At 64.8% G+C, this 26,002-nt stretch carries 19 protein-coding genes; 16 read left to right on the top strand and 3 right to left on the bottom strand.

What is annotated here, in order from left to right; genetic code table 11:
• Positions 1 to 1,057 precede the first annotated feature (1,057 nt).
• The 12 genes from CWT10_RS18010 (at position 1,058) to ndk (ending at position 14,234) form a co-directional block, all read left to right on the top strand.
• The gene (locus tag CWT10_RS18010; RefSeq protein WP_103064179.1) at positions 1,058 to 1,270 is read left to right on the top strand and encodes a nitronate monooxygenase; all 213 of its coding nucleotides are present in this window, start codon (positions 1,058 to 1,060) and stop codon (positions 1,268 to 1,270) included.
• Between the two features lie 252 nt (positions 1,271 to 1,522).
• Positions 1,523 to 2,317, top strand: a complete 795-nt coding sequence (locus tag CWT10_RS10425) for an MBL fold metallo-hydrolase (protein WP_103064180.1) — start codon at positions 1,523 to 1,525, stop codon at positions 2,315 to 2,317.
• An 815-nt stretch (positions 2,318 to 3,132) separates the two neighbouring features.
• Positions 3,133 to 3,879 carry a sugar transferase gene (locus tag CWT10_RS10420; protein WP_233188365.1) on the top strand — a complete coding sequence of 249 codons (747 nt, stop codon included), beginning with the start codon at positions 3,133 to 3,135 and terminating at the stop codon, positions 3,877 to 3,879.
• Between the two features lie 2 nt (positions 3,880 to 3,881).
• On the top strand, positions 3,882 to 4,640 hold the full coding sequence (locus tag CWT10_RS10415) for a glycosyltransferase family 2 protein (protein ID WP_103064182.1): 759 nt from the start codon (positions 3,882 to 3,884) through the stop codon (positions 4,638 to 4,640).
• 65 nt (positions 4,641 to 4,705) lie between these two features.
• The gene (locus CWT10_RS10410) at positions 4,706 to 5,866 is read left to right on the top strand and encodes a glycosyltransferase (protein WP_103064183.1); all 1,161 of its coding nucleotides are present in this window, start codon (positions 4,706 to 4,708) and stop codon (positions 5,864 to 5,866) included.
• Positions 5,867 to 5,943: 77 nt separating this feature from the next.
• Positions 5,944 to 6,969 (top strand): EpsG family protein, encoded by a 1,026-nt coding sequence (locus tag CWT10_RS10405; protein ID WP_233188367.1) that lies wholly within the window; start codon positions 5,944 to 5,946, stop codon positions 6,967 to 6,969.
• Complete coding sequence (locus tag CWT10_RS10400; protein ID WP_342353539.1) at positions 6,966 to 7,400, top strand: serine O-acetyltransferase; 435 nt, start codon at positions 6,966 to 6,968, stop codon at positions 7,398 to 7,400. Before CWT10_RS10405 ends, CWT10_RS10400 begins: the two co-directional genes overlap by 4 nt.
• Before the next feature lie 88 nt (positions 7,401 to 7,488).
• Positions 7,489 to 8,931, top strand: coding sequence for a lipopolysaccharide biosynthesis protein (locus tag CWT10_RS10395; RefSeq protein ID WP_103064185.1), 1,443 nt, complete (start codon positions 7,489 to 7,491; stop codon positions 8,929 to 8,931).
• 288 nt (positions 8,932 to 9,219) lie between these two features.
• Positions 9,220 to 9,987, top strand: a complete 768-nt coding sequence (locus tag CWT10_RS10390) for an ATP-grasp fold amidoligase family protein (protein ID WP_233188368.1) — start codon at positions 9,220 to 9,222, stop codon at positions 9,985 to 9,987.
• Between the two features lie 118 nt (positions 9,988 to 10,105).
• Positions 10,106 to 11,470 (top strand): tyrosine-protein kinase domain-containing protein, encoded by a 1,365-nt coding sequence (locus CWT10_RS10385; RefSeq protein WP_158247698.1) that lies wholly within the window; start codon positions 10,106 to 10,108, stop codon positions 11,468 to 11,470.
• 325 nt (positions 11,471 to 11,795) lie between these two features.
• Complete coding sequence (locus CWT10_RS10380; RefSeq protein WP_103064188.1) at positions 11,796 to 13,664, top strand: bifunctional folylpolyglutamate synthase/dihydrofolate synthase; 1,869 nt, start codon at positions 11,796 to 11,798, stop codon at positions 13,662 to 13,664.
• 135 nt (positions 13,665 to 13,799) lie between these two features.
• Entirely contained in the window at positions 13,800 to 14,234 is a 435-nt protein-coding gene (gene ndk / locus CWT10_RS10375) for a nucleoside-diphosphate kinase (protein WP_103064189.1), read from the top strand.
• 125 nt (positions 14,235 to 14,359) lie between these two features.
• Here the strand turns inward: ndk and CWT10_RS10370 are convergent, their stop codons facing one another.
• The 3 genes from CWT10_RS10370 to CWT10_RS10360 all read right to left on the bottom strand — a co-directional run bounded on the left by CWT10_RS10370 (position 14,360) and on the right by CWT10_RS10360 (position 18,008).
• Entirely contained in the window at positions 14,360 to 15,553 is a 1,194-nt protein-coding gene (locus tag CWT10_RS10370; RefSeq protein ID WP_280525553.1) for an IS1249 family transposase, read from the bottom strand.
• A gap of 250 nt (positions 15,554 to 15,803) precedes the next feature.
• Positions 15,804 to 17,063 carry an ABC transporter permease gene (locus tag CWT10_RS10365; RefSeq protein ID WP_103062984.1) on the bottom strand — a complete coding sequence of 420 codons (1,260 nt, stop codon included), beginning with the start codon at positions 17,061 to 17,063 and terminating at the stop codon, positions 15,804 to 15,806.
• A gap of 3 nt (positions 17,064 to 17,066) precedes the next feature.
• Complete coding sequence (locus tag CWT10_RS10360; RefSeq protein WP_103062983.1) at positions 17,067 to 18,008, bottom strand: ABC transporter ATP-binding protein; 942 nt, start codon at positions 18,006 to 18,008, stop codon at positions 17,067 to 17,069.
• Positions 18,009 to 18,317: 309 nt separating this feature from the next.
• Here CWT10_RS10360 and smc point away from each other — a divergent pair, with 309 nt between their 5' ends.
• From smc to ffh, 4 genes are all read left to right on the top strand, one after another.
• Positions 18,318 to 22,049, top strand: coding sequence for a chromosome segregation protein SMC (gene smc, locus CWT10_RS10355; protein ID WP_244936737.1), 3,732 nt, complete (start codon positions 18,318 to 18,320; stop codon positions 22,047 to 22,049).
• Between the two features lie 107 nt (positions 22,050 to 22,156).
• Positions 22,157 to 22,510 (top strand): hypothetical protein, encoded by a 354-nt coding sequence (locus tag CWT10_RS10350; protein WP_103062992.1) that lies wholly within the window; start codon positions 22,157 to 22,159, stop codon positions 22,508 to 22,510.
• Between the two features lie 81 nt (positions 22,511 to 22,591).
• On the top strand, positions 22,592 to 23,794 hold the full coding sequence (gene ftsY / locus CWT10_RS10345; protein WP_103062982.1) for a signal recognition particle-docking protein FtsY: 1,203 nt from the start codon (positions 22,592 to 22,594) through the stop codon (positions 23,792 to 23,794).
• Positions 23,795 to 24,002: 208 nt separating this feature from the next.
• The gene (gene ffh / locus CWT10_RS10340) at positions 24,003 to 25,700 is read left to right on the top strand and encodes a signal recognition particle protein (protein ID WP_103062981.1); all 1,698 of its coding nucleotides are present in this window, start codon (positions 24,003 to 24,005) and stop codon (positions 25,698 to 25,700) included.
• The last annotated feature ends 302 nt before the right edge of the window (positions 25,701 to 26,002 follow it).

Below are 26,002 nucleotides of genomic sequence, written 5' to 3'. Positions count from 1 at the left end.
CCGGCCTGACGCGGGTTTGCCGCGTGAGTGTTGAATAGACAGGGGAACGGCGGTCAGTGGCGGGTTGGCAACGTCTGCGCCCATTGCGCAGGCGGCTCGCCGCTGGCCGCTGGTCCTGCTCACGTAGCACAAGTCGCACTTTTATCCCGGGCGCCTGCGGTATCGGGTGATATTCGATCCCCGGATGCGGGGACAACCGGGCAGCCAGAGCCGGAACCACGCCGATACCACGGTCGGAGGCCACGTAGACAAGCCACTGGTTGTAATTGGCGCAGTAGGTGACGTGTTGTGGAGCCGGCTCCCACAGGGACGGCTGAGTGGTCCCCGTTACCCGGTTGATGACCAATGGGTGACGCGCCAGTTCTGCCCAAACACGTCCGGCAGCGTCGGAGAAGCGGGAGATGTGACGAGCATGAGGCAGAAAGCGGCTACCCGCTGCGATCGTGCCCATTGCCTTCGTGTCGCGTTCCAGCAGACGCGTGCCCAGTCGACGTTCGAATTGGGCCAGTGTGCGTGAAAGAGCCGGTTTTCCGGCTCTTCCGGTTTGGGCCGTGTTCGCCGAGTTCGGTCGATATAACCATCGAGTTCGGTCGATATAACCATCGAGTTCGGTTGGTGGGGCTGTCGGGCCCTGGGGAGGTGTCCGGATTCTGCACAAACGATGTTCCCGTACCCGAAGCGGCCCACTGCAGCCGCATAGTTCCAACGAATCTGAGGGCGTCTGCTGGGAGGGGCGGGGTGTTTGTGCCGATTCTGGACACTTTGGTGTTTCATGTGCCGGCCTACCGCCCTGGTGCGGCGGGCAGGTCTGGGCGGTTGTCGACCGGGCCCTTCCTCGTCCGAACGGCTGGGACTCGGAGCTGCGGGTGCTGGCGGCGGACACGCGTGGCCCTTCCTTGTCCGATCGGCTGGGACTGGACTGCCTGGCTGCGGTTGGACTGCCTGAAACGCACTCTCAGACGGTCCAAGCCCAGTAGCGCGGTCCAAGTACGGGGCGGCAGCCGGCCAGGCCCACACCCACCACCGCCAACACCTCAAACCGGAAGAGCCGGTTAAGCTGCCGATTGTTGTCACTGGTGGGATAACCACTCCTGCCGAGGTGCGCGGGTGGATAGGACGCGCCGAAGCGGTACAACTGGGAACGGCCGTTCTTGAGGCCGACGAGGCGGGGACCCACTCCCTGTATCGGGCCGCGTTGCGTGACGAACGCTTTACCGACACGGTTGTCCCCCGTGCGTTCTCAGGCCGCTGGGCGCGCAACCATGCGTAATGGATTCACTGACGCCTTCGGGCAGTATGCACCCGCCGCCTACCCTGCCGTAAACTGGCTGACAAGCGGACTGGGCAGGGCTGCCGCCCACGCCGGTGACGTTGATAACCTATCTTTATGGGCTGGCACTGGCTAGCCTTCCGCTGCCACCGGCCCGGTTGCCGCAATCGTTGATAAACTCTTCGATGGAGCGACGGCGTAGACCCTCCGGTAAACCTGACTTTATGCCTTTCATCGCACAAGGAGAGCTTCATGACTGGGACCCTGCCGCGTCACGCACTCGGCTTCCTCATGGTCGGTGGTCCGAGCGTCGTCATCGATCTAGCCGGTCAGCGGCTGGTGATCGATCCGACCTTCGACCCTCCCACCGATTATGGGGTCCTGCGCAAGACTCATGGACCTGCGGTACAGGCGCAGGCCGTCGCGGACGCCGATGTGGTGCTGGTCAGCCACGCCGACCACGCCGACAACCTCGACGTGTCGGGAAGGGCCTTCGCCCTGGCTGCACCGCGACTGCTCACCAACCCGGGGTCGGCACGTCAGCTCGGGGCACACGCTAAGGGCCTGGATCCGTGGGAGTCGGCCAAAATAGGTGATGAAGTGACGGTGACTGCAGTCCCGGCCCAGCACGGTCCCGCCGACGGCGAGGTAGACACCGCCGGACACATCAACTGTGAGGTCACCGGCTTCGTCATTCAGGCGGATGGCACAACCGTATACGTCAGTGGCGACAATGCCTCGCTGGCATTGGTTGTGCAGGTGCGGCAGCGCTTCGGCTCCATCGACCACGCGATCCTGAATGCTGGGCGAGCGACGGTGCCCGCCAAGTTCGGGGGCCGGCCCCTGAGCCTGTCTGCCGAGCGAGCCAGCGCGGCCGCGCAGGTGTTGGAGGCGCCGCACGTCGTCGTAGTCCACCAGACCGGTTGGGAGCACTTCATCGATGGCCCAGGCGCCACCATAAGGGCCTTCCGGGATGCCGGCATCCTTGACCGCCTGGACCGCACGCCCGAGGGGGAGTGGAGCGTCGGCCGACTTGATGCCAGCTGAACAGGAAGCCCGCGGATCGTGTGGCAGCGGCGCTGCAACTGCGCAGCGAAGACCCAAGTAGCCCAAGGGACTCGGGCCGCATGGGATAGGTACTTGATCGACAACGACCACGGTATGGCCCCCAAACTGTTCTGCCCGGTCATCCCGGCCTGCTCTTCTTCCGGTTTAAGGGGTGCGAATTGAGGGACGTGGGGTGACGGCGCGCTGGCCGAGGATGTGCAGTTGTCCGGTGTCGGAGCGCGCGTCGGAGGCGTTTGTGCCGAATTGAGACATTCCGCCCCGGCGTCCCTACACCGTCGCACCCGCTCCAAAAATGCTCCCTGAGCGGGAGCATCCGTTGGCCGTTTAGTGTTACGGTCATGCCCTTGGGAAACACTCGTTGCCTGTGCCAAAGCACAGAGCGTAGTACCGATGCGGCACCGTTAGGTGAGATCGCTTGTATGTGTCGCCCTGTGAAAGTACCATACTGTTGTCGGCAGTGAGTACTGTGACCGGCGTCGACCTTATCGAAGAGGAGGACTCGCAGGCCTTGATGCGACCCTGAACCAAGTCCGCCTAAACATCGACCGCGTTGAGGCGGCAAGCGGATTCTGTACCTCGATAAGGCGAGCCTTTCATGAGGAGAGATGGAGCTATCAGCGCGGCACGTCTTATGTCCATGAAGCCAACCGAGTGGCAGTGGATATGAATCTGAACCCGAAGTCGGGTCATTGACCGGCAAATTCGACGACGCCACCGTTCCTTCGGGCGCTGGCGGAACCTTGTAGAAAAGCAGGCGCGTCCCGTTTGGTGGGATCTCAATGTGTGGGAGGCACATGTCGAACCTACGTGCTGATCCGGCTAAACGGATCACGATGGTCCTGCCTTCCTGGCAGGATCTTCCTCCGGAGATGCGGAACGATGCCGTACGGCCATACTACGACCGCTTGGCCGAACGGCAATGCGAGTTGCGCCTCAAAAGACTGCTTGATGTCACGGGAGCGGGCGCAATGCTGATTGCCTTCGCCTGGCTGTTTGCCATCCTGCCAATCATAATCAAGGTGGAATCACCTGGACCCGTATTCTTCCGGCAGAAGCGCGTGACGCAGTTCGGTCGCGAATTTGAGATACACAAGTTCCGTACCATGAAGGCGGGCTCTCATCTGGCGGGAGAGCAGCTCACTTTACACAACGACGCCCGAGTCACCAGGGTGGGGGCCTTCCTCCGTCGGTACAGGATCGATGAGGTCAGCCAACTGATCGACATTCTGCAAGGAAATATGAGTTTCGTGGGCACGCGTCCCGAGGTCCCAAAATATGTGCGTAAGTACACTCCGGAGATGTTGGCGACGCTGCTGCTTCCTGCGGGTGTTACTTCTACCGCAAGTATAGAGTTCAAGGACGAGGCACAGTTGCTGACGTCAGTAACCGACGCCGACCGGGCATACGTCGAGTACATTCTTCCGCGAAAGATGGCTTTCAATCTGAACGATATTAGAGAATTCAGCATAGCCCGGGACTTCAAAATCATGTTGGCGACCCTTCGTGCGGTCCTGATTGACAGGGGAGCTGGAGAGCTATAACCATGAACCCGGAACCCGGCCTAGTATCGGTCATTATGCCTGCCTACAACAGCGAGCCGTTCATAGCGCAGGCGGTGCGTTCCGTGCAGGCGCAGACGTATTCCAAGTGGGAGTTGATCGTGGTGGACGACTGCTCGACAGACGCCACCGCCGAGGTGGTGCACGAGCTTTCCCGCGAGGACTCGCGCATATGCTGTATCAGACTCCCCCGGAACTCAGGTGCCGCTGTTGCCCGCAACCGGGCTATGAAGCGGGCTCGTGGACAGTACATGGCGTTTCTTGACTCCGATGATCTGTGGCACCCCGAGAAGCTCGAGAAGCAGGTGCGGTTCATGCGAACCAAGTCGGTTGCCTTCACTTGCACTGCGTACCAGCAGTTCACTGATCCCGGGATGCGCCGGGGGAAGGTGATGCGTAGTCCTAGGCGGATCTCCTACCGGCGCCTGCTCCTGGATTGCCCCGTGGGAAACTCAACGGTGATGTATGACGTTTCCCGGATGGGCAAGTTCGAGGTGCCTGATATCCGGAAACGGAACGACGACGCCTTGTGGTTGCGAATGCTCCGGCAGGAGCCGTACATATGGAGTATTCCCGAGGTGCTCGCCGCTTACCGTGTCAGGGCCGGATCGATATCGAGTAACAAGCTCGATCTCGTGACGTACCATTGGACGCTGTACCGACAAATAGAACACCTTAGTATTGCGAGATCTGTATTTCATCTGATAGTATGGGGAGTGATCAAGGTGTTTCGGCTTAAATAGTGGCCGACGCCGGATCTGCCGCTCGTAACGACTTTTCGATAGGGACAGAACAAAGGAGTGCGACAATGAATCAGCGCCGTGGGGCGGAGCGTTTACCGCAGTCCGTTCGAACCCCTCTGCGGGTGTTGCACATTCACTCTTCCCTAACGGTTCGTTCGGGTGTGATGGGCGTTCTGATGAACTACTTCAGACATATCGATCGCAGTAGGGTTGTATTCGACTTCTACACCTACTACCACCCCTCGGATACAACGTATCAGGATGAGATTGAGGACCTGGGTGGCAGGTGCCTTGAGGGCCCTGATAGTAAGAACATCTTGACGATACGAAGGCATCTGGCGAGGGTTCTGAAGGAACATGGGGGCGAATATAGTGTTGTGCATATTCATGATCCCATGCTGGCAAGATTTCTGTATCCGGTGATTCATCGAAACGGAGCTGCCACAGTAATAGTTCACTCGCACTCCACCGGATATTCGGGTAGTAGAATAAGGGCGTTCCGCAATTGGCTCGCATGCAGGAACATTCGACGCTACTCGGATGCGCGCATGGCGTGCTCATACGAGGCCGGCGTCCACCTGTTCGGATCTCTTAGCTTCACCATCATGCGGAATGCGATTGAAGTTGAACGGTTCGAGTTCAACTCCGACGTCAGAAATGCGATACGGGGTGAGTTCGGGCTCGATGACAGATGCGTCATAGGACACGTCGGCCGTTTTAGCGAGGAGAAGAATCACGCACTTCTGTTGTCTGTTTTCAAGGAATTTCTTCGGCATGAACCCTCGAGTAGGCTCCTTTTGGTCGGGGACGGGCCGTTAAAAGAGCACTACGAGGCCGTTGCTCGCGAGCAGGATCTGGCGGACCGGGTCATGTTCCTCGGACACAGCGGACGGGTGTCAGAGCTGTACCAGGCGATGGACGTATTCGTTCTCCCATCGAGGTTTGAAGGGCTCGGCCTGGCCGGTGTCGAGGCACAGTGCGCCGGCGTCCCTGTGGTCTGTTCGGATAGAGTGCCGGGTGAGATTGAGACGCTGAACTGCTCGTTCGTTCCGTTGGCCTCGCCGCCGGATGCCTGGGTCAGACGGATTGAGTCGGTACGCCTACGCACCGATCGGGGTAGAGAGCTCGGTGTCGAGGCGACGCGCCGGAGGGGTTACGACGTGGCCGAGGCGGTGGGTGAGATGGTACGCCGATATGAGGCACTCTCTCAGATCGGTAGACGGTGATGTGGCTACATTATGCGCTTTTCGTCTGCCTGTTGCTGGCTAGCGGCTTGTCCTTCGGATCGCGAACCGAAGGTGGCGTGAAGGGCACGTTGACACTCCTTGTCGCGACCGGTGGCTTCATCGTGCTTAGCTCTATGCGCGCCGTTACCGTGGGTAGCGACACTCGTGAGTACAGGAGGGTGTTCCATTCCATTGTCGGAGCCGATTCGCTGGAGGAGGCATACTCCGTCAGCCGTTTTGAGCGCGGCTATGTGGTTTTGAACTACGTTGTCAGCAGGGTCACGGACGATTTCAACGTGTTCCTGCTCGTGCTGTCCATAGTGGCCTTCGGCGCCATCTTCATATTTATTCATCGTTACGCGTTCTCAAACTCGGTCGCCGTACTGCTTGCCTTCGGCATGTCGGTCTTCTACGACGTCATGCTGGCGCTCAGGCAGGGCGTCGCGGTGGCACTCTTCCTGTTCGCGTTCCCGGCGTTGCTTAACCGTAGGCCGGTTCACTACGTGCTTCTGATACTGCTCGCATCACAGTTTCACAGTTCCGCACTATTACTGCTTCCGCTATATTTCGTGACCTCTATTAGTGCCCACACGTTCGCGGGCTGGCTTAAGGCGGGTACTGCGGTGGTGTTCCTAGCGGCGATGCTGGGAGCAATACTGACGCGATTCGGCCCGGCGTTGACCTACTACGGGCATTACCTCAATTCGGCCTACGCGGAAGGGGGAGTCAGGTCCGCCACGGTGCTGGGGATATGCGTGAGGATAATGATAGTCGTGGTTGCGGCGGGCTGCGGCTGGAAGACGGCGGTGGACGATGACCCGTCGGGAAGGACGCGGGTGCTCCTGGCCTTCGTGCTGCTGGATCTCGGTGTGATGGTGGTTTCGCTAGGTTTCAACTTGCTGGACAGGATCGAGATGTACTTCACCCTGCCATTCGTCGTCGGGGTTGCTAACGTGATATCGCATGGCGATGTTCGTCATCGGATTGGGGCCCAGGTGTTGACTGTTCCGCTGTGTTTTGCACACCGGACGGTGGCACTAACGGTTCGGCCGGAGTGGTTCAACTTGTTTCCTTACGTCAGTTTCCTTCAGGAAGGACGATGACCATGGACCCGGTATACCGGTGCTATTCAGTTGCGCGTTGGCTCGCCGGACACCGTATGCGTATCTTCGCGTACGCTGTGAGAGCGTTCATGCGAATGGTTTTCGCTTGCGATGTACCGTATGCGGCCCGAGTAGGTGCAGGAACAAAGTTTCCCCACCATGCGCTTGCGGTGGTGATTCATCCCGACGCCGTGATCGGCGAGAGCTGCACGATATCCCATCAGGTCACGATCGGCGGAAGGAAGGGACTCAAGGAGGTCCCCATCATTGGGGACAGGGTGTTGGTCGGATGTGGTGCCAAGCTATTGGGGCCCATCGTGGTCGGAGACGATGCCGTAATTGGTGCTGGAGCAGTCGTGCTCTCCGATGTTCCCGCGGGTGCAACAGCTGTTGGCGTGCCAGCGCGGATCGTGGACGGTGAGCGGTCTTGAGGAGAGGTCATGAGAGCGCTGTGGTGATGCTGTGTCGATGGCATGGCGGCTTGTGATCGGAGGACCGCGATGACGGAGAGGGGCACTCATGGCCGCAGGTGATAGGGGAAGGCTCCGCGAGCTGATCGGCAACACGTTCGTGTTCGCCGTCGGCACGCTGGGCGTCAAACTGGTGTCGTTCATCCTGATGCCTCTGTACACGACGGTGATGACAGTTGAGGAGTACGGAGTCGCGGAGCTTGCCAACAACAGTATGGAGATACTGCTCCCGGTCATGTCGCTGGGTGCCGTTGAGGCGCTGTACAGGTTCTCGATCGATGACGGAATTCGGAAGACCAGTCTGTTCACCAACGCAGTGATTCTACTTGGGGGAGGTATCGTCTGCGTCGGCGCCATGTGCGCCGCGGCCCATTTCGTGTTCGGATACTCGTTCGCGCTAGCCGTGTTCGTTCTCTTCGCATCCGTATGCGCCTACAAGGGTACCGCGCAATTCGCAAGGGGGTGCGGACACGTCAAGAGGTATGTTCTTTACGGGATGACCAATGCCGTGGCCCTACTGGTGGGAACCTACGTGTTGGTGGTGCGCGCCGGCGCGGGCGTATCAGGGTATTTGTGGTCATATTCGATAGCGCATTTCGTGGCCTCCACGATGGCCTTCGCGATGTCTCACGAGTATCGATTCCTTTCACCGTCGAGTTTCGATGGCCGATTACTGCGGAGAATGCTCGGTTACAGTCTGCCACTAGTACCGAACTTGATCGCCTGGTGGATTGTCAGCATATCCGGAAGGTACGTTGTGCTGTGGAGCAGAGGCGCCGGAGATGCGGGCGTATTCACAGCCGCCAGCAAACTGCCGGCGATCATCAACCTGGGCACCTCGGTGTTCCAGCTGGCTTGGCAGTACTCTGCTTCTAAGGCGATCGGTTCGCCTGGCAGCGGGGTGTTCTTTGCGCGTGTGCTGCGCGGTTATGCGTGGGCGGTGCTCGTGCTGTCCGGAGTCGTGATCGCGATGAGCAGGTCAATATCGGAGTTCTTGTTGCGATCGGATTTCGGTGTTGCCTGGAGATATGTTCCGCTACTAATGCTCGCCGCGGCTTTTGGGGCACTATCGATCTTCTTCGAGAGTTTCTACCAGGCACTGATGGACAATCGCATGTTGATGGTTTCGACGTTGGTTGGCGCGGTGGTGAACGTCCTGGTTGGCATGCTGCTGTCAATGGTGCTCGGTATCTGGGGGGCTGTGATCGGTATGCTCTCGGCATATGTGGTGATGTTCGGAATCCGAATGTATGACATTAGGAGAAGAATCTGGTTGCCCACGAGTGCGTTGAGGATATTAGGTCAGTTGGCGCTGGTTGGAGTTATCGCCTGTGCGGCGTCGCTCGAAGCTTCCCCGTTGGCGGCGAGCATTATCTGGGCTTCACTGATACTGTTGCTGCTGTCGGACTGGGGGATGGTGGCGGCACTTGTAAGACAGACGCGCGGTTGGATCGGTTCCCACACCGGAAGGAGGGGCAGTGGCGGTTCATAGGAAATTTGACGCGAGAGCTGGAGCACACTTGGGGCGGGCCGACTGTTCCGGTTGGTTCGTGCCGGCTCGGCCGGGTTATTGCGTAGTCAGAGGTCTCGTTCAAGTTGGGGGTTTGACATGGATGTCACGGGTATTGTGAAGAGGATCGTCCCGCGTTGGGTGCTGGCCCGGGGATTGCGCGCGTTGCATCAACGCAACTGTCGGCTCCAGCCGGAGGAGTATCGCGCGGCCCTGGTGCAGTGGTGTTGGTTGATGCGGCGTCCGTGCGAACTTGACGATCCCCGTACATTGGCCGATAAAATTCACTGGCTCAAGCTGTACGATTCGACTCCTTTGAAGGGGCGGCTGGCGGACAAGTTCCTAGTCAGGGACTGGGTGGCAGAGCGTATCGGTGCGGACTACCTCGTGCCGTTGCTGGGTGTATGGGACGATCCGAATGACATCGACTTTGACAAGCTTCCGGAGAGTTTTGTGCTGAAGGCCACGCATGGCTCCGGCTGGAATATAGTCGTTCATGACAAGGATGAGCTCGATTTGACGCGCACTCGGCGTAAGCTTGCGGACTGGTTGACCTGGAGGCATGCCATGCGCGGCGGGTTCGAACTGCACTACGAGTTCTGTGAGCCGCGCATCGTTTGTGAGAAGCTGCTCGAAGACGGCTCGGGCGGCCTGCGGGACTACAAGTTCATGACCTTCGACGGCGTCGTTCAGTTCATATTCGTCGTCGATGGCAGATTCTCCCGTATAGAACGCGGAACCTATCTTCCCGACTGGACTAGGGCGCCGTTCGAATACGTCGGGTACGGGGATATCGCTGGGGATATCGATCCGCCTGAGAGATTGGATGAGATGTGCCGCCTGGCGGAGGAGCTCGGTAGGGGATTCGCCTGTGCCAGAGTGGATTTCTACGAGGTCGAAGGACGCGTCTTCTTCGGTGAGATCACCTTCACCGACGCAAACGGCACGTCCTTCTTTGTGCCGGAGATCTATGACGTGGTTTTCGGAGACAGGCTAGTGCTCCCGGAGAAGAAGACGTTCAAGGGGGTTATGCTGTGATTACCAGAAACCGCTGTTGGGGTACCGCCGAGTCCGGAGGCGGGTGCAGTCGGTGCCGCGCTCGGGTTCACGGCTGCTCGGCGCGGATGCGATCGGGCACATGGGAGGTGATCGGTTCATGACGCTGAACGGACTGTTGGCCCTGAGCCGACAGCGCATCGGCAGCCTGGCGCTGGTGATTGTGTTGAGTATGTTGGCGGCGCTCGGCGCGGTGGCTGCGCTTCCGGTGACCTATACGGCCAAAGCCGTCGGTTACATGCGGGTGTACGTGCCGGACAACGTCGCGGACACCACCGACTCGTATTACGTGGCAACCCAGTTGGCGTCTCGCAAGATCGATGCGGTCATCCCGGTGCTCACCTCGGAGACGGTAGGGCAGCGTGTCGTCGACTCCCTCGGGCTGGATGAGACTGCGTCGCAGATCGCGAGATCGTTGACGGCGTCACATGCGGAGAATACGGCAACGGTGGTGGTCACGGCGACGGCGTCCTCACCAGAGTTGGCGCGGCGTGTGGCCGATGAGGCAATCATTCAATCGGCCCAGGAGGTGCGCGAGTTGGAGGGGGACCGGTACCCCGCGGAAATCGTGCTGATGTCATCATCAGAGTTGTCAGAAACTACCCGTTCCCCTTCGAGCATGAGGTTCGTCGTTCTCGGCGCCCTCGGCGGCCTGGTTCTGGGTTATATTTGGATCATTCTCCGAGAGGTCACGGACAATACCCTGCGCGGGGTCGATGATGTTCGTGCCGCTGGCGATTTGAAAGCGCTGGGAGTTGTTCCCTACTCGAAGTCCATCAGCCGGGTGGGCCCCGGACGGACGGCGGCCCCCGCCGTCGAGGAGGCGATGCGCCGTCTGCGGACCAATGTGCTGCACGGGGGCGGCAGTGGTGGCAGCCTCATTGTCACGTCGCCGGCGGCGGCGGACGGTCGCACTACGGTGGCGGCGCGCTTGGCTAGGGTATTCGCCCTGGCGGGTGAGCGGGTAGTGCTGGTAGAGGGTGACCTGCGTGCACCGGCGCTTGCCGAAACATTCGGGGTGGATGCGGATGCATCGGGGCTCTCGCAGTTGCTGGCTGGGGACGCATCGGCTGAAGAGGTTATGACGGTAACGTCGATTCCGGGCCTGAAGTTCATTCCCGCCGGACGGATGCTGTCAAATCCGTCTGAGTTGCTCGCGTCTTCGACAATGGCTGCCCTGATCGCTGAGCTGGAGGCGGACCATATAGTGGTTATCGACTCTCCTCCGGTATTGCCTTACGCTGATGCGGCGGTAATGGCTGAACGCGCTGGCGGCGTGTTATTGGTCGCTCGTGCGGGGCGTACTACGGTTGATGATTTGCAGGAGGCGATGCTGGCCATTGAGCAGGGCAACGGCGTGGTCGCGGGCGTGGTTCTCAACCGGGTGTCCTCCCGATGGAGACGGCGCCCGTTCGGAGCGGTGCACAGTGAGGCGCCCGGCGGGGATCGTCGGGAACGGCACTGATCATAGGCTCTTTGTGTTTTGGGGATGTGGCGGTAGGGCTGAGGCGCACTTTGGCCCTCGGGTGCCGGCCAACGGCCTGGGCGCGGCGGCTAGGACAGGGGATCTGGACACCCACCGGCCCAGCACCTTGCTGGTGGTCCTGGGGGTCCATGCCCAACAGCCAGGCGGTCACAGGTCGGCCCCTCCCCGAGGTCGGTCGTTGTTACCGTCGAGTTCGGTCGATACGGTTTTGAAAGGGGAAGCGACATCCGGCCCGACCTCCCCGTAGCCGATCATCTAGGCTTGCCCGGGTTCGTCTTCAAGCAGGAAGCGGGAACGAAAGCACATGAGCAGCGAGCAGCACGAGCAGGGCGCCCCCTCCGGCCAGGGGCCGCATTCCCACCCCGGGGCCGCCTTCGGCATCCCCGTCGGCGCCAGTGGTGAGGACGTCGTCGACGCCGTCTATGGCCCGGGCGGTACACGCTCCGGCGTCGACCCCGAGCTGCTGCCCTACCTGGAGGCCGCCGATTCCTTAGAGGGCAAGACTCTGGCTCAGGCGGCTGAGGAACGCGCCGCAGCAGACCGCAGTCGCGAACAGGCGGAGGCCGAGGACCTGGAGGCCTTGCGTGAACTCGTCGCTGCCAACATGGTGCCAGGCGGTGATCTCGAGCGCTTGGACGCCCTCCTGACCGAGGTCGACGCCGACGACAGCGACGACTGGGAGGACTGGGAACCGCTTCTTCCCGACAGCGACGACAGCCCCGGCTACGACCCGACCGACGCTGCTGACGCCGCCGTCGCCGAGCGTCACCGCGCCGACCTGACCGCCGCCGCACACGCCGTCGAGGTGTCCGTGCGGATGCGGCAGGTTGAGGCGGAGATCCTTTCCCGGGCGCCCGAGCACCGCGTGCAGCCTTCGCTGGAGCGCGTTGCGGCTGTGCTCGACATCCTGGGCAACCCTGAACGCAACTACCGGATCGTGCACGTGGCCGGCACCAACGGCAAGACTTCCACCGCGCGGATGACCGAAGGCCTGCTCGCCGCCACCGGCATGCGCACCGGACGTTTCACCAGTCCCCACCTGGCCACCATCCGCGAGCGCATCGCCCTGGACGGCGAGCCCATCAGTGAGGACGGTTTTATCGCCGCCTGGGAGGATGTCGCTCCCTACATCGAGATGGTCGACGCCCGCTCCCAGGCCGAGGGCGGGCCGCGGCTGAGCTTCTTCGAGGTGCTCACCGTCATGGCCCTGGCGGCTTTCGCCGACCATCCCGTGGACGTGGCGGTGATCGAGGTCGGCATGGGCGGTACCTGGGACTCTACGAACGTGGTACCCGGTGACGTCGAGGTTATCACCCCGATCGGGCTTGACCACGCCGCCTGGCTTGGCAACACCCTTCAGGATGTTGCCGCAAACAAAGCTGGCATCATTAAGGACGGCGCCACGTTGATTACCGCCGCGCAGCCGGAGCCGGTGCAGGAGGTCATCGCCGCGGCCGCCGTGGAGCATGATGCCTTGTGGCGGCGGGAGCTAGATCCCGATGAGGACCCGCTGGCTCCTAACGCGGGTGTGCTGCGCGTGTTGGACCGCGTGCCCGCCGTGGGTGGTCAGATGGTCACTTTCGCTACTGCTGCGGCCGTTTACGAGGATGTTTTCATTCCCGTCCATGGCGCCTTCCAGGCCCACAACGCACTGATCGCCCTCGCCGCCGCGGAGGCCGTATTCGGCGGCAGATCCTTGCCAGCGAAAATCGTCGAGGACGGATTCACCTCCGTCACCGCCCCCGGCCGCCTCGAGGTGTTGCGCTCGAGCCCAACCGTGATTGTGGACGCCGCCCACAACCCCCACGGCATGGCCGCGCTGGTTCCCGCAATTGAGGAGATTTTCGGTTTCCAGCATCTGGTCGCCGTCGTGGGCCTCATGAAGGACAAGGACGCCGAGGGGATTCTCTCTGTGCTGGAACCCGCATGCGATGCCGTTGTCTGTGTGTCCGTCGACTCTCCGCGGGCGATGGACGCCGAGGATCTGGCCGCTGTGGCGCGTGAGGTGTTCGGCGCCGATCGGGTCGCGGTGGCGTCCACCCTGCTGGCCGGGGCGGAACAGGCGGTGACTATGTCCGAGGGCTTCGATGCTCCGCTGACCGCCTCCGGTGTGCTAATCGTCGGCTCCGTGGTGCTCGCCGCCCAGGCGCGGGCCCTTTTCGGCAAGCCCTGACCCCGAGGTAGATCGAAGCTGCGCGCCGAGGTCGGTAGATATGGCAGCGGCGCTGGTTGGGCTGTCATCTACACTCGGTCGAGCGGCCGCTGCTAACGCCGGCGGTCATCATCCCTCCCCAACGGAAGGAACGTCATGTCAGACGCCCCCGAACGTATCCTGGTCCTGCTCAAGCCCGACGCCGTGGAGCGGCACCTGACCGGTGAGATTCTGCGACGTATCGAGGCCAAGGGATACGACCTCATCGCCCTGAAACTGGTGGTGCCCACCGCGGAGGTCCTCGCGGCCCACTACGCCGAGCATGTCGATAAGCCCTTCTACCCCGGGGTGGTGGAGTACATGACTCGCGGCCCCGTCGTCGCCGTCGTCGTTGAGGGGCAGCGCGTGGTAGAGGGGGTGCGGTCCGTGATGGGGGCGACCGATCCGACACTGGCGGCACCTGGCACTATCCGCGGCGACTTCGGCCGTGACTGGGGTACCAGTGCTATTCAGAACCTGGTGCACGGGTCGGACTCGCCGGCCACCGCCGAGCGCGAGATCGCCATCTGGTTCCCTGACCTGGCTAACTGAACCGGGCTGTGGAGGCGGCGTAAAGCAGATGGGGCCCGCACCGTAGTGGTGCGGGCCCCAACACTTCACCCAATTCAGGGTTATAGGCGTAAACGTGGTGCTTTAGACCGGCGTGTCGTGGTGTTCTAGCTGGTTCGTCCGGCCCAGCCTTTGCGGGCCCAGAGGCCTTCTTCGGGGGTGGGTGTGGTGCCCCATCCGGCGGGGTGGCTGGTGGTGGGCTTGTTTGTTTTGGGTTTGGGTGTGCGGGCGCGCTGGGGGCGGCCTTGGGTGTGCCAGTCGGCCAGGATCACCGCGGGCGTGGCCGGTGCCTGGGTGTAGGTGTGCAGTGTCCATTCGGCGATGGCAGCCTGGTGATCAGTGGTGGCGCCGCGGTGGTGGCGCAGCCGGTCGCGGACCTGGGAGTTGATGGACTCTATGGGGTTGGTGGTGCGCTCGGCGGGGGTGGGGCGGGGCTTGCCGTCCGGGTCGGTCAGGTAGGCGAACAGCTGGCCCTGCTTGGCCAGGCGTTCCAGGCGCCGCCAGGCGCGGCGCGCCCGGGGGTGGGTGTACCACCACTTGCGGCCGGTGCGGGCGGCGGTTTGGGGGTCCTGCTGGGCGGTGGTGCGCTGATTCAGCCAGTCCTTGTACTGGATGCCGTAGTCGTTCAGGGTCACCAGCCACCTGGTGGCCTGCTCGGTGGTGGAGATGCTCAGCAGTTTGCGGGAGTGGCGTAGTAGGGCCTTGCCGGGGGTGGTCTTGGGATGGTGGGTCAGGTCACGGACGGTGTCGCGGTGCACGTGGATCAGACACCGCTGGATGGGAGTGCCCGGCCAGGTGGCGGCGATGGCCTTCAAGGCGCCGCCGGCCCCGTCGGTGGTTGCCAGGTCGGGCGGGGCCAGGTCGGCTAGCAGCGCCTGGTAGGCCGCCGCGCTCTCGGACGCGGCCCACTGCCAGGCGATCACGTGCGTGGGACTGCGGGCCACCAGGAGCACCCATTTGTGGGCCAGCCACATCCCGTCGATGAAGATCTGGGAGTACACCTCGCCGGTGACCGGCGGCTTGGGTACTGGGATGTCCCAGCACCAGGCCGTCCGGCGGCGAAACGCCCTGCCGCTACCACCGGAGATGTCGGCCTGGGAGCGGCTGCCGGTCGCCCAGTCGATGAATTCGCCCAGCACCGCCTGTTCGGCCCTACCCGGCGAGGGTGGGCGCGGCGCGGTGGCCAGGGACCGGCAGGCGGTGCACTTCCACCGCCTGGTGCCTGCGGCGGTGCGGCCGGACTTCTTCATCGGGGTCTGGCAGATCGGGCAGAGTCTTGCTCGTGGGGACCGTGTTCTCACGGCACGCACATCTACCCGCGAATGTCAAGCACCGCCCCGGATTAACCTCCCAGACCATAATCACTCCGACTTTCCCGCACCACAGCAACCAAAACCCCGATCTTAAGCACCACGTTCGCGCCGATAACTCCCAATTCAGGAACGCAACTTCGACCGACCTCGTTGGTTATATCGACCGACCTCGTTGGTTTTATCGACCGACCTCGGTGGAGGAGGGTGAAGGTGAGACGAGCGCGACGCACGTTCGTGGTCAGGCGGAGCGACGGAACAGGACCTCCTTGAGGGGGACCCGCGCGCCGGTGCGGGTGATGGCCCGGGTGTACACCGTTGCCGCCAGCCACACGAATACCGGGATGAATACCAGCGCCAAGGCTAACGCGGCCAGCTGCTCGCCCCAGGAGGATACGCCCAGCACCAGCCGAGCGGGCATCAGGAAGGGCGCGAAGGGCGGCACGTAGGCCAGCACCCGGTACACCAGCGCGGATGGATCCTGCAAGGCCATTACGAATGACAATATGTATGGGATCATTAACGTCATGGTCAGCGGCATGACCGCGGTGGCCACATCCTCCTGGCGGCTGACCAGAGCGCCGGCCGCTGCATAGCCGACTGCGAAAATCGCGTAGCCGACGATCATCCACACGATCATGGCGACCAAGGCGGTGTCAACGTCGACGGCGCCATCGGGCAGCACACCGCTGAGCTTGGCCGTCACGCCGGCGACGACTCCTATTAGCCCGTAGGAGACCAGCACGGCGGTGCCGGTGCCGATTACCTTGCCAGCCAGCAGGGATGTGGGGCGCACGCAGGCCAGTAGGATCTCCACGATGCGGCTGGATTTCTCCTCCACCACCCCCATGGCGATTATCTGGCCACCGCCCATTACGATGATGAACAGCAGGATGTCGATGATCAGGAGCACGGTGTAGCGGGCTCCGAAATCGGCGGAGTCCTGGTCGGGCGGGTCAAGTGCCTCTACCTGGGGCACGGCCCCCGCCAGGGACTCGGCCACCTGGGCGGGCTCGCCGCCCAGGGCAGTGATCTCGCCCGACAGGGCGGCCTGTTGCAGAACATTGGTAACCGCGGCCACGACCGCCTGATCAACATTGCCCTGCTCGGTGACTTTCAGGGCCGGGGAGGGGCCGGTCAGGTCGAGGACCATGTCGAGTGTCGTGTCTTCGTCGCTGTCGCCGCTGATTCCCAGGGCGGCCTCGGCGTCGGAGATGTCGGTAGTAACCTTGATGGGCAGGCCATTGGTGCCGGTGATCTGCTCCAGGGCGGGCTCGAGCGCGGTGGCAGCGCCGGTGTCGGGGGCGGACACGCCCAGCCGGTAGGGCTCGTCCTCGCCGCCCGTGAGGTGGGCGACCGCGAGAATCCCGCCGACAGCCAGGATCAGCATGACGAGTGTGGAGATCACCGCCGAGCGCTTGAACAACTGTATGCGTAACTCGCGGCCGGCAACGAGGCGGATCTCCTGGGAGCGGGAAATGGCTTGGGGGGTGGTGGACACGGTTCAGGCCTCCTGTCCGGTCGTGGGTGCGGCTAGCACGTCGCGGAAGATGTCAGTCAGCGGGCGGGTTACGGGGCCGAGTTCGCGCAGTCGCCCCAGGCGCTGAGCGGCCTCCAGCAGGCGCTGCTCGTCGGGTCCGCCGGCGACGATGCTGACACGTGCGCCCTCGGCGATGGGCTCGGCACTCGCCTCCACTGCGGGGGTGCCTGCGAGCATGGCGGTGGCGGCTTCGACGGCGGCCGCGGGTGCGCCTGCGACCTCGACGACGGCGTGCCAGCGGGGTTCAGCACCGGCCTGCAACTCGGCGACAGTGCCGTCGGCCACCAGTTGCCCCTCGCGGATAATGACCACGCGGTCGCACAGGCGCTGCACGACGTCGAGCTGGTGTGAGGAGAACAATGTGGGCACGCCGGCGGCGGCCCGCTCCCGCAGCACCTGGCTCATGACGTCCACCGCCACCGGATCCAGGCCGGAGAAGGGCTCGTCAAGGATCAGCAGATCGGGATCGGACACCAGGGCCGCAGCCAGTTGGACGCGCTGCTGGTTGCCCAGGGAGAGCTTCTGCACCTCGTCCTCGCGCCGTGCGGAGATCTCCAGTCGCTCGGTCCACTGCTCGCTGGCCCGGCGGGCCGCGGGGGCCGTCACCCCGTGCAGGCGGGCCAGGTAGGTCAGCTGCTCACCGACCTTCATCTTGGGGTACAGGCCTCGCTCCTCCGGCATATAGCCGATACGGCGGCGCAAGGCGGCGTCGACCGGCGTGCCGTCCCAGGTCACCGAGCCGGCGTCGGTGGTCAGCACCCCCATGACGATGCGCATCGCGGTGGACTTGCCGGCGCCGTTGGCGCCCACGAAGCCCACGATCTCGCCGTCGCCCAGGCTGAGGGACAGATTGTCGAGAGCCTGTAGTTTTCCGAAACGTTTGGACAGGTTGGTGATTTCGAGCACGGATACTCCAATCGGAACCGGTTGTGTCAGGTCCGCTTGGTGAGGTCCTGATCCACCGTTCCTGGGGGTTCTGCGATGGGTGGCAGGTGCTCTATCTCCTTTGGATGATGAGGTTTGTGAAGTACCGCGATGACCCGTTGGAAGGGAGTTCCTGCCGGGTAGGAGTCTATGACGACGTTGAGACGGTGTGTGGTGATGACCATCTGGTGGCCGGACTGGGGCGGTGACGGGGTTGGTCGGGGCGGCTGGTGTGGGCCGGATTGTTCTGCTTCCGGCTATTGTTGGCGTGTGCACCTTAAGACGTTGACGATGAAGGGGTTCAAGTCCTTCGCCTCGTCGACCACCCTCCGCCTGGAGCCGGGGATCACCGCTGTGGTCGGTCCGAACGGCTCGGGCAAGTCCAATGTGGTGGACGCCCTGACCTGGGTGATGGGGGAGCAGGGGGTCAAGAACCTGCGCGGCGGCTCCATGGCCGACGTCATCTTCGCTGGTGCCGGTTCTCGCCCCGCTCTGGGACGCGCCGAGGTCTCCCTGACGATCGATAATACCGACGGCGCCCTGCCCATCGACTACAGCGAGGTCACCATAACGCGCACCCTGTTTCGCGGTGGCGGCAGTGAATACCAGATCAACGGCACCACCTGCCGGCTGCTGGATGTGCAGGAGCTGCTGTCCGACACAGGCATGGGGCGGCAGATGCACGTGGTGGTCGGTCAGGGCCAACTCGACGCCGTCTTGAGTGCCACCCCGGAGGAACGTCGCGGCTTCATTGAGGAGGCCGCCGGAGTCCTCAAGCACCGGCGTCGTAAGGAACGGGCGCTGCGCAAGCTCGACTCCATGGCCGCTGACCTGACCCGGCTAACCGATCTGACCGCGGAGCTGCACCGCCAGCTCGGGCCACTGGCCCGGCAGGCCGCCGTCGCCCGCCGCGCCCATGTCATCCAGGCAGAGGTGCGCGACGCCACCGCCCGGCTGCTGGCCGACGACGTGGTGCAGGTGCAGTCCCTGCTCGAAGCCGGCCAGGAGGATCAGGCTCGTCTGGCGCATCGTCGCGCCGAATTGGAAGAGTCCGAGCGCCTGGCCCGTGCCGAGCTGGCGGAGCTGACCGGCGTCGAGTCCACCTCCGGGCAGCGCCTGGCCCGCGCCACCGCCACTTGGGAGGAGCTCACCGCCGCGGCCCAATCCCTGGGCGCCCTCGCCGATGTCGCCGCCGAACGCGTGCGCGGCCTGGCGGAATCCCCCCGCCCCGTGGCCGGCACCGACCCCGATGAATTGGACCGCCGCGCGCAGCAGGCCGCTGCACAGGAGGCCGAGCTGGCCGCCGCCGTTGAGGCGGCCCGCCGTGCCCTGACCGATGCCACCGGGCAGCGTGTGGAGGCGGAGGCCGCCGCGACAAGCGCGGAGCAGGCGCTTGCGACCCTGCAGCACCGCCGCGCCGAGCATCGCGAGGTGCTCGCCCGAGCCGGCGGACGCCTGGCCTCCGCTCGCTCCCGCCATGAGGCCGCTCGCGCCGCCGTCGAGCAGGCACGCGCCGGCGTGCAGGCCGCCGAGGAGCGCGCCTCGGCAGCCGAGCGAGCTCTGAGGCAGGCTAAATCCTCCTCTTTTGGTGCCGACCTGCCCGAACCGACGGACACCTCCGATCCGGCCGAGGCCGCCGTCGGAGAGCAGGCACGGGCCGCCGCCGCCCATGAGGCGGCCACCGCTGCACTCAACGACGCTCGCGATGAAGTCGCTGCCGCTACCGACGCCCGCCGTGAGGCCGCTGCCGAGCTGGCCACCTGGACCGCCCGTCGCGATGCCCTCGCCTTGTCGCTTCACTCCCAGGACGCTACTGCTGAGCTCGCCGAGGTTGGCATCCCCGGCGTGGTGGGCCCGCTCGCCGGATCCGTGACCGTGGCTGCGGGCTGGGAGGACGCGCTGGCCGGTCTGCTCGGCGAACTTGCCGGGGCGGCGGTGATAGCCGATGCCGACGCCGCTGCTGCCGCCCTCGCTCACGCCCGTAGCCGGGAGGCAGGTGGGCTGCGTTTGATCATTCAGGATGCCGGTGAGCTGGACGACGACGGCCCGACACCTGCGGATCAGTCGACGGCTCTCGCGGATCGGACGCCGCGCGGCGCCCGGCCCGCCGCCGCGCTCATCACCGCCGACTCCCCGGAGTTGACCCGTGCGCTGAACCGGCTCCTGGCCGGCACCTGGGTGAGTGCGGATCTGGAGACCGCCCGGGAGCTGCGCAGCGCCGTACCAGAGGCAGTGGTTGCCACTCGCGACGGCGATGTACTGGGCCCGGTCTGGGCCACCGGTGGTGGTGGTGAATCGTCCTCGGTGCTCGCTCTCGCCGCGGCCCACGAGGAGGCCGACACTCGGGCCACCGCCGCCGCGCAGATGGAGCGGGAGGCCGCCGCCGGGCTCGACACTGCCCGCGCGCGGGAGGCCTCCGCCGGTGCTGCCGTGGCTACTGCGCTTGAACGGCTGCGCGCCGCCGACGCCGAGGCCGCCCGCGTGGCGGAGAACCTAGCGCGTCTGAACTCTGCCGCCCACGCCGCAACGGAGGAGACTGGCCGGGCCCGGCGCGTCCTGGAGCGGGCGGAGGCGGAGGCCGCTCAGCGTGCTACCGAGCTCGCCACCGCACAGGCCGCTCTCGCCGACATCGAGAGCCGGCCGCCCGCCGTCGGCGTTGCCGAAGTTGATGGCACCGCCGCAGCCGGACAAGCAGCCGATATGGATGCCGCCATCGACAACGCCCGCGCGATGCGTGAGGACACCGCGGCCGCGGCCGCGGCGGCCCGCACCGCCGAGACGGAGGCCCGCCTGGCCCTGCGCACCGCCGAGGAGAGGGAACGCAGCGGTCGTGGTCGCTCCGACTCTCTGCGCCAGGCGGCAAGGCGCGAACGTGAGCAGCGCGCCGCCGCCGCGCGCGCGGAGAAGGCCCGTCAGGCTCGACTGGCAACAGCCGCGCAGGTGCGTGACCAGGCCCGCATTGCCGCCGAGTCTGCCCGCACCTGGGTAGAGCAGGCCCAATCCGAACGCACCCGTATTGAGGCCGAGCGTTCCGAAGCTGCTGCCGCAGGAGCCGAGGTACGTAAACAACTGGACGCCCTGGGGGCAGAGCTGACCGGCCTGTCCGATGCTGCTCACCGCGATGAGGTCGCCCGGGCCGAGCAGAACATGCGCCTGGCGAATCTGGCCGAGCGGGCGATGAACGAACTCGGTCTGGAGATCGATCCGCTCGTGGAGGAGTTCGGCCCCCACATGCTTGTGCCCCAGCTCGTGGTCGATCAGAAGGATAAGGACGGTGCCGTGCCCGCGGCCGCGGGCGACGGCGCCCCGGCAGTCGACGACGAGAGCGTGGATTACTCCGGCGCCCAGCCAACCGGCCGGCCCTATGTGCGCGCCGAGCAGGACAAGCGTCTGGCCCGGGCGAACCGGGAACTTGCCCGCCTGGGAAAGATCAATCCGCTGGCACTGGAGGAGCACGCGGCCATGGAGGAGCGACACCGCTTCCTGTCCGAGCAGCTCGCCGATCTCAAACAGTCTCGCGCGGACCTGCTGCGTATCGTGGAGGACGTGGACCGCCGGGTGCAGGAGGTGTTCGCCCAGGCATACGCGGACACGGCCCGCGAGTTCGCCGCGGTCTTCGATCGGCTCTTCCCCGGCGGTGAGGGGCGCCTAGTACTCACCGACCCCGACGACATGCTCACCACCGGCATCGACATTGAGGCCCGGCCCGCCGGGAAGAAGGTTAAGCGCCTGTCCCTGCTGTCCGGCGGGGAGCGCTCGCTGGCGGCAGTGGCGCTGCTGGTGGCGATCTTCCAGGCGCGGCCCTCGCCCTTCTACGTCATGGACGAGGTCGAGGCGGCCCTGGACGACACCAACCTCGGGCGGCTGCTGGACATCTTCACCGAGCTGCGGGACTCCAGCCAGCTGATCATCATTACCCACCAGAAGCGCACCATGGAGATCGCCGACGCCCTATACGGCATCACCATGCGCGACGGCGTCACCCAGGCGGTCTCCCAGCGGCTCTCACCCGACCCCCAGTGACGCGGGGGACCATGTCGGGTGAACTGTGATGCACGCGGCGCTGTCGGATGGGCGACACGAGGTCCCTCCTCGGCGGAACCGTCAGTAACGGAAGGCAGAATATGCCCATGGGTTCCATGCTCCTTCCACTCGCCGTCGTCCTCGTCGCCGCTCTGATCGTGCTCGGCCTGGTCGTCGCCGAGCGCTACCCGGTCGCCACCTGGCGCGAACGGCTGCGCGAGCTCGCGGGGGTGGCCCGGGCGAAGGAGGAGCACGTCACCGTGGTGCCGCAGGAGGCCCGTCTTGAGGAGCTAATGACCCGCGACGACTCGGCGGTATACGTCGGCACGGAGTCCTTCTCCGGGCTGGTGGATGTGGTGGAGAAGGCCATGGACACTGCTGAGGCCAAGACCGCCGAAGTGCGCCGTCACAAGGACGCCGCGGCGGCGCGTCACGGCCGGCAGGCGGCTGCACAGCACTGACCGGGCGCTGACACTGCGCTGAAGCGCCCCTGGAGGGCGCATGCTTGCCTGCCCCCGTGGGCGATCGGGCATGATGGGTCCATGGATCCCTTGCTGATCGTCCTCATAGTCGTGGTGGTGCTTGCCGTCCTTGGCGGCATCTGGTTCTACGCGGGGCGCAATCGCGGCACCGAGGTGGGACCGGAGATAAGCCCCCACAAGCCCACCAGTGCCGACGACGTCCTGCTCACCCCGCCACAAGAGCAGACCTCCCAGTCGCACACGCCCCCCGGACTTTCCCCGACCGAGGAGGAGGCGCCGCAGCCGGCCGCAACCGCCACGCTTGAGCGCCCCGAGTCGATTCCCGGACGCATGCAGCGCCTGCGCTCGCGACTGGCCGGCGCCGGCGGCTTCGGGCGGGCTGTCCTGGCGGTCCTGTCACGGGGCGATCTTTCTGAGGCCGACTGGGAGGAGATCGAGGACACCCTGCTGACCTCGGACCTGGGCCTGGAGGTCACCACTGCCCTGATGGATGAGCTGCGTACGCAAGCCAAGGTTTTGGACACCTCTGATCCGCAGGCCATCCGCGGGGTGCTGCGCCAGGAACTGCTGCGGCTCGTCGACCCCGACCTGGACCGCTCGCTGAACCTGAACCGCCCCGAGCCCGCCGAGGGCTGGGATGCCTCCGCAGGACGGCCTGCCGCGGCCGTCCTCATGGTCGGTGTCAACGGCACCGGTAAGACCACCACCTGCGGGAAACTCGCGCGTGTGCTCGTAGCCGAGGACAAGAGCGTCGTCATGGGGGCCGCAGACACCTTCCGTGCGGCTGCCGCCGACCAGCTCACCACCTGGGGTCAGCGCGTCGGTGTTGAGGTCGTGCGCTCTGAACGGGAGGGCGCCGACCCCGCCTCCGTCGCCTACGACGCCGTGCGTGTGGCCGCTGAAGGGGATGCGGACGTCGTTGTGGTTGACACGGCGGGGCGTTTGCAGAACAAGGCCGGCCTGATGGATGAGCTCGGCAAGATCAAACGCGTCATGGAGAAGGCCGCCGAAGTGGGGGAGGTGCTGCTGGTGCTGGACGCCACCACCGGGCAGAACGGCATGCGCCAGGCGCAGGTCTTCTCCGAGGCGGTCGGTATCACCGGCATCGTGCTGACCAAGCTGGACGGAACCGCCAAGGGCGGCATCGTCGTCACTGTGCAGAAGGAGCTGGGCGTTCCGGTCAAGCTCGTCGGCCTCGGCGAGGGCGCGGACGACCTGTCGCCCTTCGATCCGGAGGGCTTCGTCGACGCCCTGCTCGGTTGACATGCCGTGGCCGTGGCGAGCCGTCGAAGCCGTCGCGCATCCATGCCCGCCGTGGGGCAGTGAGCGCGCGCACGTCCCCTAAGGCGGGACGGCGCGGGTTCGCACCGCTATCCTGAAGTGTGCGCCGCGCGGTGCCGTTCTCGGCGTCGGCGCGGACAGTCAGCCAAGCCCTCCAACCCTGCGCCTTCGCGCTAAGGAAGGACACCGCGTGTTCGGCAACCTCTCCGACCGGCTCACCGCCTCGTTCAATTCGCTTCGCGGCAAGGGCCGCCTGAGTGAAGCGGACGTGGACGCCACCGTCTCCGAGATACGCCGCGCCCTCCTTGAGGCCGACGTCGCCCTGCCGGTGGTGCGCTCCTTCACCGCCGCCGTGCGGGACAAGGCTAAGGATGCCGCCCGCTCGCAGGCTCTGAACCCGGCCCAGCAGGTCGTCCGGATCGTCAATGACGAGCTGATCGAGGTCCTGGGTGGTGAGTCCCGGGAACTCAACTGGGCGGACCGTGGCCCCACCGTCATCATGCTGGCCGGTCTGCAGGGTGCCGGTAAGACCACGCTGGCGGGCAAGCTCGGCCGCTGGCTCAAGCAGGAGCACAAGCGCACTCTGCTGGTCGCCTCTGACCTGCAGCGTCCCAACGCGGTCACCCAGCTCAGCGTGGTGGCCGAGCGCGCCGGAGTGGACGTGTGGGCTCCCGAGCCCGGAAACGGAGTGGGCGATCCGGTGGCGGTGGCCCGCAGCGGCGTCGAGCAGGGACGGGCCAACGGATACGACGTCGTCGTCATCGACACCGCCGGCCGTCTGGGTGTGGACGCGGAGATGATGGATCAGGCGATCCGTATCCGTGATGCCGTAACCCCCGACGAGATCCTGTTCGTGTTGGACGCCATGGTCGGTCAGGACGCCGTCAACACCTCCGTCGCCTTCCGGGACGGGGTCGGCTTCACCGGCGTGGTGCTTTCCAAGCTTGACGGCGATGCCCGGGGCGGTGCCGCCCTGTCCGTGCGTGGGGTCACCGGTGCCCCCGTGCTGTTCTCATCCACCGGTGAGGGACTGGACGACTTCGAGCGCTTCCATGCTGACCGCATGGCCTCCCGCATCCTGGACATGGGTGACCTGCTGACCCTGATCGAGCAGGCCGAACGCGCCTTCGATGAGAAGGAGGCTGAGGACGCCGCCGCCAAGCTCGCCTCCGGCACCTTCACCCTGGAGGACTTCCTGTCCCAGCTGCGGCAGATTCGCAAGATGGGCTCAATGAAGAAGCTGTTGGGCATGATGCCCGGAATGGGGCAGATGCGTGAGGCCCTGGAGAACTTCGATGAGCGGGAGGTCGACCGCATTGAGGCGATCGTCTGCTCCATGACTCCGGCCGAGCGGCGGGACCTGTCCATTCTCAACGGCTCACGGCGCTCCCGCATCGCCAAGGGATCCGGCACCAGCGTGCAGGCGGTCAACGAACTGGTGGACCGCTTCGAGGCGGCAAAGAAGATGATGGAGGCCATGGCATCCGGCGGCCCGGGGGCCATGGGCGGTCCGGGTGGTATGGCGGGAATGGGCTCGCTGCCGGCCACCGGCAAACGCTCCAAGGCGCGGCAGGCCCCCAAGGGCAAGAAGCGTAAGGGCGGTAAGAAGGGCCGCTCCGGCAATCCGGCCAAGGCCGCCCGGCAGGCGCGCGAGGCTGCAGCCGCCCGCGCACAGAAGAGCTCCGGCGCCGCTGACACGCCCGCCCCGGCGCCGGCGGGCTCCGCCTTCGGTCTGGGCCAGGCTGCTGCTCCCGCTCCTGCGGCAGCCGGCTACGGCATCATGCCCACTCAGGACGACGCCTCACAGCAGTTGCAGGCGAGCGGCGACGAGGTCGCCGACGCCATGGCCGCCCTGCCGGAGGACCTGCGCCGCCACCTGGGCCTGTAAGCCCGCAGGCAATCGTCGGGCAACCGGCAAGCGTCGCGTCGGTTTTTCGCTGTCTGGGCCCGATCGGAATACTCGCCGCATCACGCGAACGGTGGTTCTTCGCCCGTTCCCGAGCGGGCGCGTCCGTCGGCGGTGAGTACCGCCATCCTCTGGTAGTAGCCGCTTTGGAGATGCCTGTTTACAAGCGCGGCTTCGGGAAGGTCAACCTCGTTTCCGTTCAATGTGCATGCAGAAGTGCTCCGGCACTGTAGGACTACGTCGGCCCAGGGAACCTGGATCAGTTCGCCGGTCGACGGGTCGAG

The organism is Actinomyces qiguomingii, from assembly GCF_004102025.1.
GTDB lineage: Bacteria > Actinomycetota > Actinomycetes > Actinomycetales > Actinomycetaceae > Actinomyces > Actinomyces qiguomingii.
The sequence above is the reverse complement of the archived record's forward strand: the minus strand, read 5'-3'. Positions and strand labels throughout refer to the sequence as shown.